Origin of the sequence: Amycolatopsis pigmentata, assembly GCF_042684065.1 — a bacterium.
Taxonomy (GTDB): Bacteria; Actinomycetota; Actinomycetes; order Mycobacteriales; family Pseudonocardiaceae; genus Amycolatopsis_E; species Amycolatopsis_E pigmentata.
The window spans coordinates 388,967-403,871 of the sequence record NZ_JBHUKR010000011.1; the positions used below are offsets into that span (position 1 = coordinate 388,967).

13 protein-coding genes and 1 pseudogene are annotated in these 14,905 nt (G+C 67.4%); 9 read left to right on the plus strand and 5 right to left on the minus strand.

Annotation, left to right across the window (positions count from 1 at the left end; all coding sequences use genetic code 11):
• Positions 1 to 67 precede the first annotated feature (67 nt).
• Positions 68 to 1,555: a flavin-containing monooxygenase gene (locus ACFSXZ_RS23920; RefSeq protein ID WP_378267595.1), complete on the plus strand. Its 1,488-nt coding sequence runs from the start codon at positions 68 to 70 to the stop codon at positions 1,553 to 1,555.
• A 201-nt stretch (positions 1,556 to 1,756) separates the two neighbouring features.
• Positions 1,757 to 2,008: a WhiB family transcriptional regulator gene (locus ACFSXZ_RS23925; RefSeq protein WP_378267378.1), complete on the plus strand. Its 252-nt coding sequence runs from the start codon at positions 1,757 to 1,759 to the stop codon at positions 2,006 to 2,008.
• A 61-nt stretch (positions 2,009 to 2,069) separates the two neighbouring features.
• Here the strand turns inward: ACFSXZ_RS23925 and ACFSXZ_RS23930 are convergent, their stop codons facing one another.
• Positions 2,070 to 3,749: a sulfatase-like hydrolase/transferase gene (locus tag ACFSXZ_RS23930; RefSeq protein WP_378267379.1), complete on the minus strand. Its 1,680-nt coding sequence runs from the start codon at positions 3,747 to 3,749 to the stop codon at positions 2,070 to 2,072.
• A 207-nt stretch (positions 3,750 to 3,956) separates the two neighbouring features.
• On the opposite strand from ACFSXZ_RS23930, the gene ACFSXZ_RS23935 reads away from it, so the two are divergent.
• Positions 3,957 to 4,193: a hypothetical protein gene (locus ACFSXZ_RS23935; RefSeq protein WP_378267380.1), complete on the plus strand. Its 237-nt coding sequence runs from the start codon at positions 3,957 to 3,959 to the stop codon at positions 4,191 to 4,193.
• 1,022 nt (positions 4,194 to 5,215) lie between these two features.
• Complete coding sequence (locus ACFSXZ_RS23940) at positions 5,216 to 5,566, plus strand: hypothetical protein (RefSeq protein WP_378267381.1); 351 nt, start codon at positions 5,216 to 5,218, stop codon at positions 5,564 to 5,566.
• 90 nt (positions 5,567 to 5,656) lie between these two features.
• On the opposite strand, the gene ACFSXZ_RS23945 is transcribed toward ACFSXZ_RS23940, so the two are convergent.
• Positions 5,657 to 6,289: a glycoside hydrolase family 6 protein gene (locus ACFSXZ_RS23945; protein ID WP_449224288.1), complete on the minus strand. Its 633-nt coding sequence runs from the start codon at positions 6,287 to 6,289 to the stop codon at positions 5,657 to 5,659.
• Positions 6,195 to 6,419: pseudogene (locus tag ACFSXZ_RS23950) on the minus strand (hypothetical protein); the annotation flags it as partial. The gene ACFSXZ_RS23945 and the pseudogene ACFSXZ_RS23950, both read right to left, overlap by 95 nt.
• Positions 6,420 to 6,776: 357 nt before the next feature.
• On the opposite strand from ACFSXZ_RS23950, the gene ACFSXZ_RS23955 reads away from it, so the two are divergent.
• The 3 genes from ACFSXZ_RS23955 to ACFSXZ_RS23965 are packed head-to-tail and all read left to right on the plus strand — an operon-like array spanning position 6,777 to position 9,887.
• On the plus strand, positions 6,777 to 8,081 hold the full coding sequence (locus ACFSXZ_RS23955; protein WP_378267382.1) for an ABC transporter substrate-binding protein: 1,305 nt from the start codon (positions 6,777 to 6,779) through the stop codon (positions 8,079 to 8,081).
• Positions 8,081 to 9,052 carry a carbohydrate ABC transporter permease gene (locus tag ACFSXZ_RS23960; RefSeq protein WP_378267383.1) on the plus strand — a complete coding sequence of 324 codons (972 nt, stop codon included), beginning with the start codon at positions 8,081 to 8,083 and terminating at the stop codon, positions 9,050 to 9,052. Before ACFSXZ_RS23955 ends, ACFSXZ_RS23960 begins: the two co-directional genes overlap by 1 nt.
• Entirely contained in the window at positions 9,045 to 9,887 is an 843-nt protein-coding gene (locus ACFSXZ_RS23965; protein WP_378267384.1) for a carbohydrate ABC transporter permease, read from the plus strand. Before ACFSXZ_RS23960 ends, ACFSXZ_RS23965 begins: the two co-directional genes overlap by 8 nt.
• Here ACFSXZ_RS23965 and ACFSXZ_RS23970 read toward each other — a convergent pair.
• Positions 9,877 to 10,911, minus strand: a complete 1,035-nt coding sequence (locus ACFSXZ_RS23970) for a LacI family DNA-binding transcriptional regulator (RefSeq protein ID WP_378267385.1) — start codon at positions 10,909 to 10,911, stop codon at positions 9,877 to 9,879. The two genes, ACFSXZ_RS23965 and ACFSXZ_RS23970, sit on opposite strands and share 11 nt — an antisense overlap.
• Positions 10,912 to 11,119: 208 nt before the next feature.
• Positions 11,120 to 11,551, minus strand: a complete 432-nt coding sequence (locus tag ACFSXZ_RS23975) for an Hsp20/alpha crystallin family protein (RefSeq protein WP_378267386.1) — start codon at positions 11,549 to 11,551, stop codon at positions 11,120 to 11,122.
• 150 nt (positions 11,552 to 11,701) lie between these two features.
• Here ACFSXZ_RS23975 and ACFSXZ_RS23980 point away from each other — a divergent pair, with 150 nt between their 5' ends.
• Positions 11,702 to 13,354, plus strand: coding sequence for an FAD-dependent oxidoreductase (locus tag ACFSXZ_RS23980; RefSeq protein ID WP_378267387.1), 1,653 nt, complete (start codon positions 11,702 to 11,704; stop codon positions 13,352 to 13,354).
• An 85-nt stretch (positions 13,355 to 13,439) separates the two neighbouring features.
• Positions 13,440 to 14,864: an ATP-binding protein gene (locus ACFSXZ_RS23985; RefSeq protein ID WP_378267597.1), complete on the plus strand. Its 1,425-nt coding sequence runs from the start codon at positions 13,440 to 13,442 to the stop codon at positions 14,862 to 14,864.
• Positions 14,865 to 14,905 lie beyond the last annotated feature (41 nt).

A 14,905-nucleotide genomic window follows, 5' to 3' on the forward strand; every position in this document is an offset into this window, starting at 1 on the left:
GCGCGACCGAAGCCCAAGATCATTTGGGCGTACCCGGTGTTTGGTCTGGACTCCTGGTGTGGCTATCATGTTACCGGTGAGTACGGCACACCCCTCGGTGGTCATCATCGGCGCCGGCTTCGGCGGGCTCGGGTTGGCGATGACGCTCAAACGCGCCGGTTTCACCTACTTCACGATTCTCGAGCGGGCCGGTGATCTCGGTGGCGTCTGGCGCGACAACACCTATCCCGGAGCGGCGGTCGACATTCCGTCCTCTTTGTACTCGTACTCCTTCGCGCCGAACCGGGCCTGGCCGCGCCGGTACTCGGAGCAGCCGGACATCCTGGCGTATCTCCGCCGCACCGCGACCGAAGCGGGAGTGGTGGATCACATCCGGTACGACACCGAGGTGACCGGGGCCAGCTACGACGGTCGCTGGCACATCGAGACGGCTTCCGGGGAGCGGTTCGAGGCCGATGTGCTGGTGCCCGCCGTCGGACAGCTGTCCCACCCCGCCTTGCCCGACATCCCCGGAGCCGACCGCTTTTCCGGCCCGGCGTTCCATTCGGCCCGATGGGACCACGACGTCGATCTCACCGGCAAGCGCATCGCGGTGATCGGCACCGGCGCCAGCGCGCTCCAGTTCGTCCCCCGGATCAGGCCGGACGCCGCGCGAGTAACCGTTTTCCAGCGGACCCCGCCCTACGTCGTGCCGAAGCCGGACATCGCTTACAAGCCCTGGCACCACAAGCTGTTCCGGAGGGTGCCGGGCACTCAGGCGGCCATGCGCCTGCTGACCTGGTTGCTCGGCGAACTGCTGACGCTGGCGCTGACCAGCGCCAAGCCGCTCGGCAAGCTGGTCGAGCTGGCGTTCCGCCTCATGTTGCGGTGGCAGGTGCCGGACCCGGCCCTGCGTGCCAAGCTCATCCCGGACTACCCGCCGGGGTGCAAGCGGGTCCTGTTCTCCAACGAGTGGTTCCCCACCCTCGCCGCCTCCAATGTGGACCTGGTCACCGAAAAGATCGAGGCCATCACCGAGCACGGCATTCGTACCGCGTCGGGGGAGCATCCGGCCGACGTGATCATCTACGGCACCGGGTTCCGGGCGACCGAGTTCCTCACGCCGATCCGGATCCGCGGGCTCGGAGGACGGGAACTGCACGACGAGTGGGCTTCGGGCGCACGGGCCTATCTCGGGATGACCGTCCCGGGCTTCCCCAACATGTTCCTGGTGTACGGGCCGAACACCAACCTCGGCGGAAATTCGATCATCTTCATGATGGAACACCAGTTCCGGTACATCCTCCAGATCCTCACCCATCATCTGTCCTATGTGGATGTGCGGGCCGAGGTCGCCGAGCGGTTCGACGACGAGGTCCAGCGTCGTCTCGCGGACACCGTCTGGACCGGCTGCCACAGCTGGTACGTCGACGAAGACGGACGGATCTCGACGAACTGGCCGGGTCTGGTCTGGGAGTACCACCGGCGGACCGCGCGGGTGAACCCGGCGGACTTCCATCTCGCGCCCGAGCCGGTCCACAGTGGAGACCGGGCGGCCGGCGGCCGCCCGTCCTGATCACCGGTCCGGGGGATTCGGGCACCGGCGAGCACGATCGTGGGAAAAAGAGGTTGGGTTTCGGGCCCAGGGGGTAGGACCATAGCCAGGGCACGGGAACAAAGCCCCCGGGGAAGCGCGTTGTACCAGTTCGGGCTCATGACGCGCTTTTCCACAGGGGATGAGCCGTGCCCCGACCACGCCGGAAGGAGGCGGCAGCGGATGAACCGAGTGATGATGGATTGGCGGCATCGGGCCGCCTGCCGGGATGAGGATCCTGAACTGTTTTTTCCCGTGTCCGAGACGGGCCCGGGGGCACGGGAGACCGCGCGGGCGAAAGCCGTGTGCGCCCGGTGCCCCGTACGCGCCGAGTGCCTGGACTACGCCTTCGAAAATGGGCTGGATCATGGAATCTTCGGTGGGCTGACCGAACGGGAGCGCCGCCGGGTGCACGCCCGGCAGGACGCGGCGTAAGCGCCACCCGCCGGCACCGATCGCGGACCCCGCGGCCCTCGCGGCCGCGGGGTCTCCTCACTCAGCGGGCGGGCGGGACCTGCGGGCCGAAAGCGGTGAGGAACCTGTCCCGGAAGGTGCTCATCTGCCACACCGGGGACTTCGGGTCCGGCCGCAGGCCGTCCTGCCAGTTCCATCCGGAGATCCGGTCGAGCACGGCCGGGTCCTTGGCCACGATGGTGATCGGCACGTCCCGGCTGGCACCGGCACCGGAGACGGCCGGATCGGGCTGGTGATCGCCGAGGAAGACGAGCACCGTGTTGTCGTCGCCGTAGTTCTGCAGGTAGGAGATCAAGGTGTTCAGCGAGTACTCGATCGACTGGCCGTAGGCGGCGCGGATGTTCGCCTTGTCGGTCCAGACTTGGTCCGGTGTCTTCCCCTCGGCCGGCATCGGGTTGAACACCGAGCCGTCGCCCACGGCGTTCCAGTCGACGGACTGGGGAAGCGGCGCCCACGGCCAGTGGCTCGACACCAGGTCGATCTCCGCCATCAGCGGGGCGTGGCCCGGCCGCATCTCGTTCTGCTGGAACTTCGACATCACGAACTGGTCGGTCATGGACGCGTAGGAGAACTTCGGGCCCTGGTAACCCACGTTGCGGGCGTCGTAGTACCGGTCGAAGTGATAGAACGACGACGCGTCCGGCCAGTCGTCGAAATGAGCGGGCACGTCGGCGACCGTCTGCCAGCCCGCCCGGCCGAACGCGCTGCTGAGCGTCAGCCGGTCGGTCTTCATCAGGTCGTCGTAACGCTTCTGGCCGTTGATCCAGACACCGGACTGCAACGTGGAGTGCGCCAGCCAGCTCCCGCCGCCGAAGGTCGGTGAGGTGAGGAAGGCGCTGCGTGCGGAGAATCCGGCCGCGCGCAACCGGTTCGTGCCGTCATCGAGCAGCGCGTCGATACGGGGCGCGATGTCGGAGTCCTGGATCGCCACCCGTCCGTAGCTTTCGACGAAGGTGAGCAGGACGTCCTTGCCACGCAAGCCGGTCAGCAGCTGATCGCCGGGCGTGTTCCGGAAGGCGTCGGCGGTCACCTCCTTGGCGAAGGCGCGCTGGTCCTGAATTTCCGTTCGCACCTGGCGCGCTTCGGCGTAGGCGAGTCCCGCCGCGCTGGTGGAGGCGATCGGCTGCCCCGGGGTGAGCTGCGCCCCGGGCATCGCGCAGACCAGCCACGCGGCGGTCAGCACGGCCACGGTCCGGGTGGTCGCGGCGCGGTGCCCGGCGGCGAGGTCGGTCAGGCGCAGGGCTGAAAGCGCCATCACGAGGAGGAGGCCGACGACGAGCAGGGCGATCGCGGCGACCACCGCGACCGCGCCGAGATGGCCGAGATCGTTGGTCAGCAGGTCGATTCCCGCGGAGACGAAACTCCAGTCGGACACCGGATCCCACGGCCGGTCGAAAGCCGTGAAGAAGCCCATGTCGGCGAATTTCACGATGGTCAGCAGACCGAGGACGGCCCCGGCGACCGCGGTCGTGATCCGCCTCGGTTTCGGCGGGAGGGCGAGTACCAGCGCTGCCCCGAGGATTCCTTCCAACGGGATGCGCACGAACGCCGCGGGGGTGAGATGGTCCACCTGGTTCGGTGCCACCAGGGCGAAGAGCACGAGCAGGCCTGCCAGGACGGTGACCGTCCAGGCCAGGGCCCGGCGCCACCCGGTCGCGTCGTCGTGGGACAGCAGCCGCCGGAAGCGTGCGAGGGACCGCAAGGCTGGTGCTCCTTTCGTCCGGTCGGGACAAGTGCCGGTCATTCTCACTACGGTTTTCGGTGACAGGTGGTTCAGCGTGGAGCCGATCACGGTGACCGAACGCGACGGACGCCGCATATCCGGCACGGCACGCGCTGGCAGCATCTTGATGGAGGCGTGCAGATCTGCCACTTTGCGGCCACCCGGATCGGCGCGACCATGGGCCTTATGAGTGTTCTGGCAGTACGAACACGGTTGCGGCGGCTGCTGGCCGGTTTCCGGGAGTTCCACGACGAGCAGGTGGAGCTGATCGAACGTCAGGCGCTGCTGAACCGGCCGTGGGAAGAGGAGTTTCTGCACTGGGGTCTGGATGGCAGGCTGCACGGGCGTCTGGTCCCGCCTCGCCGGCGTCATGTCGCGACCACCCGCTCCGGTTGGTGTACCGGGCTCCGCGCGTCGGAGTGATTTCCGGCGGAGCCCGCTCGCCCGAGGTAGCCGGGGATGGTCTCCGGTTTCGGGACTATTCGACATCACGGGATCTCTTTTGCCTTGGCCGGCCGGTCGTTCTTTCCCTTATGGACAAGTCAACCAGAATGTCGGCGCTTTTTTTGGCGCACGGACCGGAAGGTTTTCCGCCTTTTACCCCCCATTTCGCGGAGCGTGTATGGCGGCGGTACGGTGACTCCCGCAAAGGCGATCGGTAACACGGAAGTGCACACTTCACGCATCCTCCGACCGTTTTGGATCAGTGCTGTGAGAGCGCTCCCACGGTGAGTGAGGGAGTGCTCGGCGGTACCGCCGTCCGGGCGAGATCGGCGAACCCGTCCGGTTGTTGACAGGCGACTTCGCCGACGGCATGCTGGGAGCGCTCCCAATCATTGAGGGAGGTGGAGGCTTCTCCACACGGGGTAAGCGGGTTTTCGCCTGCTGGGGATCCGGTGCCGGCGCGGGGCCGCGCCGGTTCCCCTCGGCCCGCGGCCGGCTGTGCCGACTGTCGGGGTCCTCTCGCCGGACGCGGGCCGTCTTCATTCGAAAGTGTTTCGAATGAATTCGTGGTAACCGAAATATTGACGTGGCGATAGGGTGGTAATACACTCGGACTCAACATAAAGCACCGAGTTGCCCGTTCAGCGTGGCGCTCAGCCCGGGTTCGCAGATGGTCGTTTCTATTGCAGGGAATAGAGGCGCCCGCTCCCCGGTTCGAGTGCCTGCCAGGCGGTTTCGGCCGGCCTCGGAGACGGCGGCGTCACCCGTGGTCCGGCCGGAACCGCCTATTCGGTCTTCACCGTGTCCTTGGTCGCCGGGTTCGCGCCCGCGCGGGTCCGGCAGGTGCGCTCGGTCGCGTCGAACGACAGGTGACTGCGGAGAGTGACTCCCGTGGTCACGTGATTGAGCCGATCCGGTGGTGATCTTGCCGAACCGAACCGTCTGCGGCCCTTCTTCGTGTTCGCGTTGAGGGGAACGTGCACGTGGGAGGGGCGGCAGCCATGAATGTCCTGCTGGCGGTCTATCTACTCCTGGTGGCCGGTCTGCCGGTCGCTTTCCTGATCCTGTTGATCGTGCGGAGAAGGGTCCTGGCCCGTCGCGCCGCCATGGCGGCGCCATCCGGCGAGCCCCGCGTACCCGTTTCGCAGATTCTGGCCAGGATCGCATGGGAGCGGGCGGCCGAGTCCACCTCCACCCCACGGCTGCGCCGTCCGCGCGGCGCCCTGGCGCGCGGCCGGGTCTGGCCCGACCGCGACCAGGACGAGGACGCTTGTCAGCCGGTGGTGCGGGTCCCGGTTCAGCGGCGGCGCTACGTCAGCCCCGAGTATCGCCATGCCTTCCCGGGGAGATGACCGCGCAAGCGCTTTCCTGAGCCCTTTCCGCAGTTCACAAGGGTGGCTTCCGGTGAGGGGACGGGTCACCGGAAGCCACCCTCCCGACGCCTACAGTGGTGGGTAGGCGTTGGCCAGGAGCTGTTGGAACCGGGCCGAGAACCCGTGCCCGGACAGTGGCGCGCCGGGCAGCGCACCCGATTTGCTGTTGCCGTTGCGCCCGTTGTCAATCGGACCGAAAGCAGGCGGAGCCGGGGCGTGCGGCCGACCACCTTCAGACATCCGTTTCCGCCGTGGCTGCCGTCGGATTGGCAACGAGCGGCACAGTACCGCCGTAGCTGGGGTCGCACATCTGGTCGAACCCCTTGCCCTCGTTGTCGTCGATCTTCGAGCTGGCCAGCCGTTCCGCGAGGTGTCGATCATCATGCCGATGTCCGAGGGGAACCCGGCACTCACGAACTGCTTCCGGAACGCCTGCGCGAAGGACAACTCGTCGACATAGCGGTTCCAGTCGACCCATTTGGACTGTCGCACGGAGGTGCCGTTGACGCTGTCGTCGATCGTGAAGTACGGCTCCTTCAAGGCGCTGTAGTTCCGCGATCGGGTCGATGAACTCCTTCTCGTACCGGGGCAGGTCGTCGGGGCCCAGTTCACCGTTGGACGCCAGGGCCGAGCGGTCCCGGCCGGGCAGGTCGTGGACGACGAGGTTGGCGCCCTGCGCGAGCGCCGCGTCCAGATGGGCACGGGGCCCGGGCGCGACCTGAGCACCGGCGGCCGGTGCGGCGATCAGGCCGGCGACCGGCAGGCCGGCGGCGAGGACCGCCGACCCGCACCAGGCAGGTCTCAGGCGCGGGTGGACAGGATCGGATCTCATAGGGACCCCTTGCTCGACATCACTGTCTGGGAGCGCTCCCACATCCCGACTGTAACGGGGCGCACACTCCTTGACAAGGGGACCCGGCCGCGGACGGGGAGCGCTCCCAGGCAACGGCGCCCAGGGACGTTTTGCCTGGCGTGAAAGGGCTTTCGCGAGGTAGTGCCGTTGCGGCCGGACTGCGACGGAGGGGCCCCTGGGCTGGTGGCGGACGGATGAGAGCGCTCCTCCGTTGGCCGGGGAGGGGCCTCAAAGGTTTCGAAACTATCCCATCGCGACACGATCGTTGACACTTAACCGGTTAACTGACATCGTGTGTCCCACGTTTCAGCAGCCCATATTCCTGGGGAGTAAAACGTGAGGTCACCGAAGACCGCGGCCATCATGGTCGCCCTGTCACTGATAGTTGGAGTAGTCACCGCATGTTCGAGTTCCTCCTCGGGCGACGGCAAGACATTGACCTACTGGGCGAGTAACCAGTCGACCAGCCTGGACGCCGACCGCAAGATCCTTCAGCCCGAGCTCGACAAGTTCGAGAAGCAGACCGGAATCCACGTCAACCTTGAGGTCATCCCGTGGTCCGACCTGTTGAACCGCATCCTCGCCGCGACGACCAGCGGCCAGGGGCCCGACGTGTTGAACATCGGTAACACCTGGTCGGCCTCGTTGCAGGCGACCGGCGCGTTCCAGAAGTTCGACGCCGCGACCCTGGCCAAGGTGGGTGGCAAGGACAAGTTCCTGGCCAGCAGCATGACGGCCACCGGCGCCCCGGGGCAGGATCCCGCCGCCGTTCCGCTCTACGGCCTGGCGTACGCCCTCTTCTACAACAAGAAGATGTTCAGCGACGCCCATCTGAACCCGCCGACCACCTGGCAGGAGCTCCTCGACGACGCGAAGAGGCTTACTGACCCCGCCAAGAGCCAGTGGGGCATCGCCGTCCAGGGCGCCAGCTACACCGAAGGCGCGCACTTCGCCTTCATGTTCGGCCGTCAGCACGGAGCGCAGTTGTTCAACGGCACCCAGCCGCAGTTCGACTCGCCGGAGATGGTGGCCGGTATCAAGCAGTACACCGACCTCATCACCAGTGGGGTCGCCAACCCGAGTGACGCCCAGGCTCAGAACCAGACCAACACCACCGGTCAGTTCGCCGCGGGCAAGGCCGCGATGATCATGATGCAGAACAACGCGGCCGCTACGCTCAAGACCCAGAACATGGACGAGAGCCAGTACGGTGTGGTGCCCATCCCGACGATCGATCCGTTGCCCGCCGGGGGCAAGCCGGTGTCCAGCCACGTGGCCGGCATCGACATCACCGCGTTCGCGGGCAGCCAGAACTCCGAGGGCGCCCTGAAGTTCATCAACTTCATGACCAGCCTGGACGAGCAGAAGGTGCTCAACGCTCAGCTCGGATCGCTGCCCGTGGTGAAGGATGCCTACAACGATCCGCAGTTCTCCACGCCGGCGATCAGCACCTATCGCAAGGTTCTCGCCGACCGGGCCGAGTCGATGCCGATGATCCCGCAGGAGTCTCAGTTCGAGACGCTGATCGGCAACGCGGTCAAGGACCTCTTGGCGCAGGCCGCCGTCGGGCAGAAGCCGGACGACAACGCGATCAAGGCGAAGCTGACCACCGCCAACCAGCAGATGCGTAGCGGTGGCTGATGAGTACCACCTTGGTTTCCCCTCCGGGAACCGCCCCGGTCGCCCCGCCGTCGGCTTCGCGCCGGCGGCGGGCGATCCGCTGGTTTCCCTATCTGTTGCTGTTGCCCGCGCTGATCGCCGAGCTGGCGGTGCACGTGATCCCGATGCTGGTCGGGGTCTGGATGAGCGTTCAGCAGGTCACCCAGTTCACGTTGCGGAACTGGACCAGGGCACCGTTCGTCGGTCCGAAGAACTTCCAGCTCGCGGCGGACCTGGGCTCACCGGTGGGCCAGCAGTTGCTGCGCTCGTTCGGCGTGACCGCGGCGTTCACCGTTGTGGTGGTCACCGTGAGCTGGGTGCTCGGGCTGACCGCGGCCATCTCGCTCAACAAACCGTTTCCCGGGCGCGGACTGCTTCGCACGCTGTTCCTGATCCCGTTCGCGCTGCCGGTGTTCACCGCGGTGATCACCTGGCAGTTCATGCTGCAACGGGACACCGGCGTGGTGAACCACGTCATCGTGGACATGCTGGGCCTCAGCCACGACCGGCCGTTCTGGCTGGTCGGTGGGAACAGTTTCCTCAGCCTGGTTGTGGTGATGGTCTGGCGGATCTGGCCTTACGCGTTCCTCACCATCACCGCCGGGCTGCAGAGCATCCCGGACGAGCTCTACGAAGCGGCCGAGATGGACGGCGCCGGGCCGTGGCGGAAACTGCGTGGTGTCACGCTGCCGATGCTGCGGCCGGTCAACCGGGTGCTGGTGCTGGTGCTCTTTCTGTGGAGCTTCAACGACTTCACCGTGCCCTTCACCCTGTTCGGCGACTCCGCGCCCGCCCAGGCGGACGTGCTGTCCGTGCACATCTACCAGTCTTCGTTCGTGACCTGGAACTTCGGCCTCGGCTCCGCGATGTCGGTGCTGGTGCTGGCCTTCCTGCTGGTGGTGTCGCTGGTCTACATGTGGGCTTCCGGAAGGGGGGAGAGGCGGAATGCGTGACCCTCAATGGGTTCGGGCCATCCGTTTCGTGGTCCTGGTCGTCCTGACGGTGTTCGTCGTGGTACCGCTGTACGTGATGGTGACTTCCTCGGTGAAGCCGCTGGCCGACGTGCAGGGTCTGTTCACCTTCTGGCCCTCGGCGATCACGTTCACGCCGTTCGTGGAAATGTGGAAGACCGTTCCGCTGGCTCAGTATTTCGCGAACAGCCTGTGGATTTCGCTCGGCGCGAGCGTGCTTTCCGTGCTCATCGCGATCGTGGCCGCGTACGCGCTGTCCCGGTACCGCTTCCGTGGCCGCACGGGCTTTTTGAGCATGGTGCTCTCCACCCAGATGTTCCCGGGCATCCTGTTCCTGCTGCCGCTGTACCTCATCTACGTCAACATCGACCGGACCGCCGGAATCCATTTGTTCGGCAGCCGCATCGGGCTGGTGCTGACGTATCTGACGTTCTCGCTGCCGTTCGCGATCTGGCTGCTCGTCGGGTACTTCGACTCCATCCCGCGTGAACTCGACGAGGCGGCGCTCGTCGACGGGTCCAGCCCGTTCGGCGCGCTGATCCGGGTGGTGCTTCCGGCGGCGTTGCCGGGGGTGGCGGCGGTGACCATCTACGCGTTCATGACCGCATGGACCGAGGTCCTGTTCGCGTCGGTGCTCACCACGACGGACACCCGCACCCTCGCGGTGGGGCTCCGTGGCTACGCCACACTGTCCAATGTGTACTGGAACCAGGTGATGGCCGCGTCGGTGGTGGTGAGCCTTCCGGTGGTCGTCGGGTTCCTCGTGCTCCAGAAGGCGTTGGTACGCGGTATGACCGCGGGCGCGGTCAAGGCCTGACGCGAGGCGTCGATTCGCGGAGTACCAGCGAAACGGGGAGGGCCCGGCGAGCGGGCCGGATGTCCTCCCCGGCGGCGAGGCGGGTCAACAGGGCCACCATCTCGCGGACCTGCTCCGCGGGGTCCTGATGCACCGTGCTCAGGCTGGGGCTCGCCGCGGTGGCCAGCGTCGGGTTGTCGTCGAAGCCGATGACGGCGACGTCCTTGGGAACGCGTCGTTTACGGGCCCTCAAGGCGCGCACGGCGCCGGCCGCCATCGGGTCGCTCGCCGCGAAGACGGCGTCGAGATCGGGAGCGCGCTCCAACAGCCGTTCCATCGCGCACTCGCCGCCGTCGAAGGTGAAACCACCCTCCTCGGCCAGACCGTCGGCGTCGAGACCGGCTTCGGTGAGGGCCTTGCGCCAGCCGTTGAGCCGGTCCGTCGCCGCCGGGTGGTCACGCATGCCGGTGATGGTGGCGATTTTGCGGCGGCCCAGCGAGATGAGGTGGCGCACGGCGAGAATCGCGCCCGCCCGGTTGTCGAAGTCGACGACGTGCAGGCCCCGTGTCGTTCCGGCGCGGCCCCCGAAGACGATCGGGATGGAAAGTGCCTTCAGCGCGGACGGGAGCGGGTCGTCGCGGTGCGGCGCGAACACCAGCGCGCCGTCCACGTGTCCGCCGGAGAGGAACCGCACCGTGGCCGGCACGTCGTCGGCGGAGTCCACGAACATCACCAGCATCTGGCTGCCGACCCGGGCCAGTTCGCGGAAACCGGCCCGGACGACGGCCGCGAAGTACGGGTCGTCGAGCACCTTCGATTCGGGTTCGGACAACAACAGGGCGATCGCGCCGGTCTGACGGGTGACCAGTGACCTCGCCGCCTGGTTCGGCGAATAGTCGAGCGCTTTGGCGGCGGCGAGGACGGCGTCGCGCGCCCGGGGGCTGACGTAGCTTTCCTCGTTGAGGACACGGGAAGCCGTGGAACGGGAAACCCCGGCTTTGGCGGCGACATCTTCCAGCGTCGGCCGGCTGCCTCGACCGGTCATCTGCCACCCCTTTGCTCGCCTATTGTCCGGGTCAGCTTAATGGCCAATGCGGATCGGCAAGGTGCAACCCCGGACTTGGTCCGGGGTGAACTCGAGGGGTGCCGCACCCGCCACAAAGGACCCGGCCGGCCATGCTCGCTGGGAGCGTTCCCGGAAAAAGGCCGACGTCATGACGCGCGGTCATGACGCCGGCCGGGTGGGACCTCGCCTACTTCGCCGAGATGGCGATGCGACGCGGTTTCGCGTTCTCAGTCTTGGGCACGCGGACGGTGAGCACGCCGTCCGCCATCGTCGCCTCGACCTTGCCGCCGTCGACATCGCGGGGCAGCGTGACCCGGTAGGAGAACCGGCCGGTCCGGCGGGTGCGACGGTGGAACACTCCCTCGCGCTCGCGTTCGGCGATCTCGCCGGTGATGGCCAGCTCGTCGCCGGTCAGGTCGATGGTGACGTCCTCCCGGCGAACACCGGGCAGATCGAGTTCGATCAGGTACCGCTCGTCGGTCTCCGAGACGTCGGCCTGCGGGGCCCAGGTGACCGAGTTCGTCCAGCGGGTGAGCTGGCCGAAGAGGTCGTCGAAATCACGGAACGGGTCCCAGACGACGGTGCCCGGACGACGGGTGACGGTCTTGGTGGAAGCCATACCTACCTCCTGCATCCTCCCAACAAGGGCTTCACCTACTACGACGAACTTGAGCCGCGGTTTGTTCCCAAAGTTGAGCATGAGTGACTCAACTTGGAAATGGACGAAAGACCCAACCACAGACAGCCCCTGAGCCCGTAGGGTTTTGGGGTGAGCTTGCCCATCCTGATGACCGTCGATGACGACCCCACCGTGTCGCGCTCGGTCGCTCGTGACCTGCGGCGCCGGTACGGCCAGGACTACCGGGTCGTCCGCGCTCTTTCCGGAGCCGACGCACTGGAGGCGCTGCGCGAGATCAAGTTGCGCGGTGACGCCGTCGCGGCGATCCTGGCCGACTACCGGATGCCCCAGATGGACGGCATCGCGTTCCTGGAACAGGCGATGGACCTGTTTCCGCACGCGCGCCGGGCGTTGCTGACCGCCTACGCCGACACCGAGGCCGCCATCCAGGCCATCAATGTCGTCGACGTCGACCACTATCTGCTCAAACCGTGGGACCCGCCGGACGAGAAGCTGTACCCGGTGGTCGACGAGCTCGTCCGGACCTGGCGCAGCGCCGGGGCGGCGCCGGTCGAGGAGACCAAGATCGTCGGGCACCGGTGGTCCTCCCCGTCCTACCGGGTCCGGGACTTCCTGGCCCGCAATTCCGTGCCCTACCGGTGGTACTCGGTCGACGAACCGGAGGGCCAGCGGCTGCTGGAGGCCGCGGACGCGACCGGCGACGACATCCCGTTGCTCGTCACGCCGGACGGCGCGGTGCTGCGCAAGCCGGGAGGGCCGGAGATCGCCGAGGCGGTCGGCCTGTCCACCCGCCCGGCCTCGGAGTTCTACGACCTGATCGTGATCGGCGGTGGTCCGGCCGGACTGGGTGCCGCCGTCTACGGCGCCTCCGAGGGCCTGCGCACGGTGCTGGTCGAGCGGAAGGCGACCGGGGGGCAGGCCGGGCAGAGTTCGCGCATCGAGAACTATCTCGGCTTCCCCGACGGGGTTTCCGGCGCGCAACTGACCGACCGGGCACGGAGGCAGGCCCAGAAGTTCGGCGCCGAGGTGCTGACCACGCGTGACGTCGTCGGGCTGGAAGCCCGTGGGTCGGCGAGGACCGTCCGGTTCGGTGACGGAACCGAGCTCGCCGCGCACGCCGTGGTGCTCTCGACCGGGGTGGCTTACCGGGCGTTGGACGCCGAGGGCGTGGAGGGGTTGACCGGCCGCGGCGTGTACTACGGCTCCGCGTCGACCGAAGCGCCCGCGTGTCAGGGCGAGCACGTCTACATCGTGGGCGGGGCGAATTCCGCCGGGCAGGCCGCGGTGTTCTTTTCCCGCTACGCCAAGGACGTCACGATCCTCGTGCGCGGGTCCTCGCTCAAGGACTCGATGTCGCACTATCTGATCGAACAGCTCGACCTGATCGACAACATCCACGTGCGCACCGGCACGACCGTCCTGCGTGCCCACGGCGACGACCACCTGGAAGCGCTGACGTTGTGCTCGGACGGGGGCACCGAAGTCGTCGACTGCAGCCACTTGTTCGTGTTCATCGGCGCGGCCCCGCGCACCGACTGGCTCGGTGACGGCATCCTGCGTGACGAGCACGGATTCGTCCGCACCGGGGCCGATCTGCTCGTGGACGGGCAACGGCCGCCCGGCTGGACACTCGACCGGGATCCGCTGCACCTGGAGGCCTCGATTCCGGGCGTTTTCGTGGCCGGCGACGTACGCTCGCAATCGGTGAAGCGGGTGGCGTCCGCGGTCGGCGAAGGTGCGATGGCCGTGACGCTGGTGCATCGCTACCTGGAGGCCCGATGAGCGAAAATCGGCGGAGCCCGCTCATCGGGGCCGACCGGGTGCGGGTGTCCCGCAAAACACTGGAGGCCCGATGAGCGAGAGTCCTATGACTGAGGCGGTGTTGTCGCGGGGTTTCCTGCGGGGCCTGTTCCTGTTCGAAAGCCTCGACGACGAGCAGCTCGACTGGATCGTGGCGCACGCGAAGGTGGAGCACTACCCGGCAGGCGTCACCGTGATCAGCGAGGGCGCCGAGGCGACCTGTTTCTACGTGCTGCTGGCCGGTGCGCTGCGCCTGACGAAACAGGTCAGCGGCGCCGAGGTCGAGGTGACGCGCAGCGACCAGCGTGGCGCCTACTGCGGCGCGACCCGCTTCTACTACGGGAACAACCAGGAGCCCTACGCCATGTCGGTGCACGCCATCACCGATCTGGACTTCCTGACGTTGCCGGCGGCGGATTTCGCCGAGCGGTTCCGCAGCTGGTTCCCGATGGCGACGCACCTGCTCGAGGGCTCCTACCTGGGCTGGCGCAACGCGGACGCGGTCATCGGGGCGCGCCGCAGGCTGCTCGCGCTCGGTGAGCTGGCCGCCGGGCTGACCCACGAACTGAACAACCCCGCCGCCGCGGCGGTCCGCGCGACGGCGTCGCTGCGGGAGCGGGTCGCGGGCATGCGGCACAAGCTGGCCATCCTGGCCAAGAAGGACATCGATCCGGACCTGCTGGAGCAGCTGATCGATGTGCAGGAAGAGCTGGTCAAGCAGGTCGACGCGGCGGAGCCGCTGACCGCGATGGCGCAGGCCGACCGGGAAGACGAGATCGGCGACTGGCTCGACGAGCACGGCATCGAGCAGGGCTGGGACCTCGCGTCGATCTTCACCTCGGCCGGGCTCACCCCGGACAGTCTCGACGGTGTGCTCTCCTCGGTCGGTGAGGACCTGATCGACGGCGCGCTGCGGTGGCTGGCCTACGCGCTGGAGACCGAAATGCTGATGGGGGAGATCGAAGACTCCACCACCCGCATCTCCTCGCTGGTCGGCGCCGCCAAGCAGTATTCCCAGATGGACCGGGCGCCGCATCAGTGGATCGACGTGCACGACGGCCTCGACTCGACCCTGGTCATGATGGGGAGCAAGATCGGACAGGGCATCACCGTGGTGAAGGACTACGACCGGTCGCTGCCCTCCGTCCCCGCCTACGCCGGCGAGCTGAACCAGGTGTGGACGAACCTCATCGACAACGCGGTGGGCGCGATGGGCGGCGAGGGCACGTTGACCGTGCGCACGGCCGCCCGGGACGACCAGGTGCTGGTCGAGATCGGCGACACCGGCCCCGGCATCCCCGACCAGGACAGGCAGCGGATCTTCGAACCGTTCTTCACCACCAAGCCGGTGGGCGAGGGCACCGGGCTCGGCCTGGACATCTCCTGGCGGATCGTGGTCGACCGGCATGGTGGCGACCTGCGCGTGGAGTCCCGGCCCGGGGACACCCGGTTCCGGGTCCTGCTGCCGGTGACCGAGCAGTCGCCGGAATAGTAGGGCTCCCACAATGTGACGCGGGTCTTTTTGGTTTGGGC